The sequence below is a fragment of the Burkholderia sp. Ac-20349 genome (assembly GCF_017104865.1).
GTDB lineage: Bacteria > Pseudomonadota > Gammaproteobacteria > Burkholderiales > Burkholderiaceae > Burkholderia > Burkholderia aenigmatica.
In genome coordinates, this window is sequence record NZ_JAAGPM010000292.1 from 1 (window position 1) to 2,966 (window position 2,966).

At 57.4% G+C, this 2,966-nt stretch carries 2 protein-coding genes and 3 tRNA genes; 1 reads left to right on the forward strand and 4 read right to left on the reverse strand.

Annotated features, from left to right (window positions below):
• The 4 genes from G3N61_RS38540 to G3N61_RS38555 all read right to left on the reverse strand — a co-directional run.
• A partial coding sequence (locus G3N61_RS38540; protein WP_233634994.1) for a GTP-binding protein occupies window positions 1-136 on the reverse strand: 136 nt, incomplete at its 3' end.
• Window positions 137-202: 66 nt separating this feature from the next.
• Window positions 203-277 (reverse strand) — tRNA-Thr (locus G3N61_RS38545).
• 24 nt (window positions 278-301) lie between these two features.
• Window positions 302-375 (reverse strand) — tRNA-Gly (locus tag G3N61_RS38550).
• A gap of 44 nt (window positions 376-419) precedes the next feature.
• Window positions 420-505: transfer RNA gene (locus tag G3N61_RS38555), tRNA-Tyr, on the reverse strand.
• Between the two features lie 974 nt (window positions 506-1,479).
• Here G3N61_RS38555 and G3N61_RS38560 point away from each other — a divergent pair.
• Window positions 1,480-2,445: a phytanoyl-CoA dioxygenase family protein gene (locus G3N61_RS38560; protein ID WP_089449750.1), complete on the forward strand. Its 966-nt coding sequence runs from the start codon at window positions 1,480-1,482 to the stop codon at window positions 2,443-2,445.
• Window positions 2,446-2,966 lie beyond the last annotated feature (521 nt).

Here is a 2,966-nt window from a genome sequence, read left to right on the forward strand (position 1 = left end):
CCTTCGCTTCGCCGCCGAACTTCTTCGTCAGAACCGTCGTGATCGCTGCCGTCAGCGTCGTCTTGCCGTGGTCAACGTGACCAATCGTACCAACGTTCACGTGCGGCTTGGTCCGCTCGAATTTACCCTTGGCCATTTTCGACTCCCAAAAGGAATTTCACAGGTTGCGCCGCGCGCAAACAAGACACTGACTTTGTACTGCTGGTGCCCATGGGCAGGATCGAACTGCCGACCTCTCCCTTACCAAGGGAGTGCTCTACCACTGAGCCACATGGGCGCTTTAAGCTTCAACTTCGCGGTCTGGAGCGGGTGAAGGGAATCGAACCCTCGTCGTAAGCTTGGAAGGCTTCTGCTCTACCATTGAGCTACACCCGCACGGGCCACAAACGATTCCGTTACCGCTCACTGCACTGATATCTTGGTGGAGGAGGTTGGATTCGAACCAACGTAGGCGTAAGCCAACAGATTTACAGTCTGCCCCCTTTAGCCACTCGGGCACCCCTCCGTAGAGAACTGACGATTATGGGGGTGCATCGCACATCTGTCAAGCACATCTGGAAGATTATTTTCACTCTCTTCCCGACTCTTGCTTGACCACCGATCCTCCCGCCCTTGCCCGGCTAAGGCAAGCATGGGTACTACCGATCAGCGCCACATCTTCGTCAGACTCCGCCCTCAACGTCGATCTGCATCTACGCTGAAAACGAAAGACCGCCATCATACGACCTCTTGAGCACTCTGCCAAGCGGGTAGATGCAAATTTTTTGCAAATATCGTGCCGGGGGGCTTCGCCGACGTTGCTTCAGGTATTCGTAGGGGCTTTAGCGACATAGCTGGCGGGACACCGGAGCCTCGCGTCGAATGCCTCGATGTCGCCTGGCCGCAGGAAACGGGAGAGATGCACGGGCGGGTTTGCACGCGCGCCCCGGTCGTTGCGCCGGACAGCGAAGCTTTGCTTCCGGTACTGAATCGCGGTTGGCGCTACGAATGCTCGAGCACGGCGGCGAGACAGCAAACTTCGCCGTGTTTGCCCCGCACGCCCAGACCAGTTGGGAGGCGCTTGCGATCACTGCTTCTCCGACTTTTTGTCGAGCTTGTCGAGTTTCCTGGAAATCGCTTTGACGGCTCGATTGAAATTGCCGATTGCCGTTTCGAGCGTGTAACTCGGCATATGTGTGCGCTGCACAAAATCTCGAATGCGCTTTGTGATTTCGCCTGGCTCGAAATCGCATGCCCGTACTGTAGAATCGTCCAGTCGCGCTGCACCTCTGAGCGGCGCCGGAGGTACGCGAAGACTGCGTCCGGCTCACTCAAGATAGCGCACCCGACTTCGGCGAACGCCTCAGTATCCACCAGAAATCCGATAAAAATGCCGCCCGAAGGCGGCGGTTAAATCTATTCATCGTTATTCTTCGAGCAGCCAACAAGCCATAACACCGTCTGGACTTTCAAACTCCTGCGTTACCTCCGAGGAACTGCATGAACTCGATAATCTCAAAAGTCAAAAGAGCCTTTGAACGACGAGCGGCAACCCGGTCAGGCATAATCGACTGGAAAAACGAGCGAACTTACAAGCTTTGGTTTGAAGAACCCGACGCGTTAGCGCGAGTTCCAGAAATCGCGGATCGGTGGGGGCTCAGCTCGGATGAGCGCGATTTGCTATCTAAATGGGTAACAGACGGCTACTTCACGATGCCGGACGTATTTGGCCTCGCCGACCTCGAAGCCTATGCGTCAGAAGTCGATAGCGCGTGGTTCGCCGACAAGGCGATCGACGGCCTGACCATCTCGGACGTCATCGTCGACGGAGTCAAGACGACTCACATGCCGCACAGCGACCTGCTTGCCCTTCCGCGCGAAACTCGCAGTCAAGCGAGAGAGGAATCGAACTGGCGCATCGGCGAGTTCCATCTGTACAACCAGGCTGCCGCGAAGATCTTTCGCAACAAGCAGGCTATCCGCATCTGTTCCGCGCTGCTCGACCGCGCAGCCGTGCCGCACTTCTCGCTGACCTTTTCAAAGGGAAGCATGCAACTTCTGCATCAGGACACATGCGTCTTCCACACGTGGCCGATGAATGCGCTTATAGGCGTGTGGGTCGCACTCGAAGACATCAAGCCCGGCTCTGGCCCGCTCGTCTATTTCCCGAAGTCGCACCGCGAGCCACTTTTCAGCGAGTTCGACAACTACCCGCAGACACAACGCCGCACATCACCCCCTGAGCAATCAGATCGGTACCAAGAGTACATTGAACAGGTTGCATCGAAATACGAGCGCAACGAGTTCCTCGCGAAAAAGGGCGAGGTCCTTTTCTGGCACGGGATGCTCGTGCACGGCGGCGCCGATTATGTTGCCCCGGGGAGCACGCGCAAGTCATTCGTGATCCACTACATGCCGGAAGGCGGAAACGTCGCACACCGCGTTCAAGGCCCCTTCAACTGGTGATCATTTCCAAGGCCCTCCCCGTTCGGCGAGGGCCTAGGCGATCAGACTCCCTGGGGAATGGCGACGCCTTCGGAAACGACGAAGTCGGGCCCCGGTCGCAGCACTGACAATCGCGTGCAACGACTTTCGATACGCAACTCAAACCTTCGGAACGGAAGCGTTGCCTTCGGGACAACGAAGTAGCGTTACATCCGACTTCGACAGCAGGCCCTTTGCTCGGCCGCGGCGCGTCGCCCATGCCCTTTTAGCAACATCCGCCTCTGCTGGCTGAAAAGACGTAGCGCTTAGCCGCGCCGATAGGAGCTGCTCCGCTCCGCAAGAGGGAGGCTGATCTGGCCGGTGGTGGTGTGCAATGAGTGCAATGCCCTTCCTCCGCACGCGTTTCCGTCGCCGAAATGCAAAAACCCCCGCCTTTCGGGCGGGGGTTTCTGGCTTAGGGAGCCTGACGATTACCTACTTTCACACGGGAATCCGCACTATCATCGGCGTAGAGTCGTTTCACGGTCCTGTTCGGGATGGGA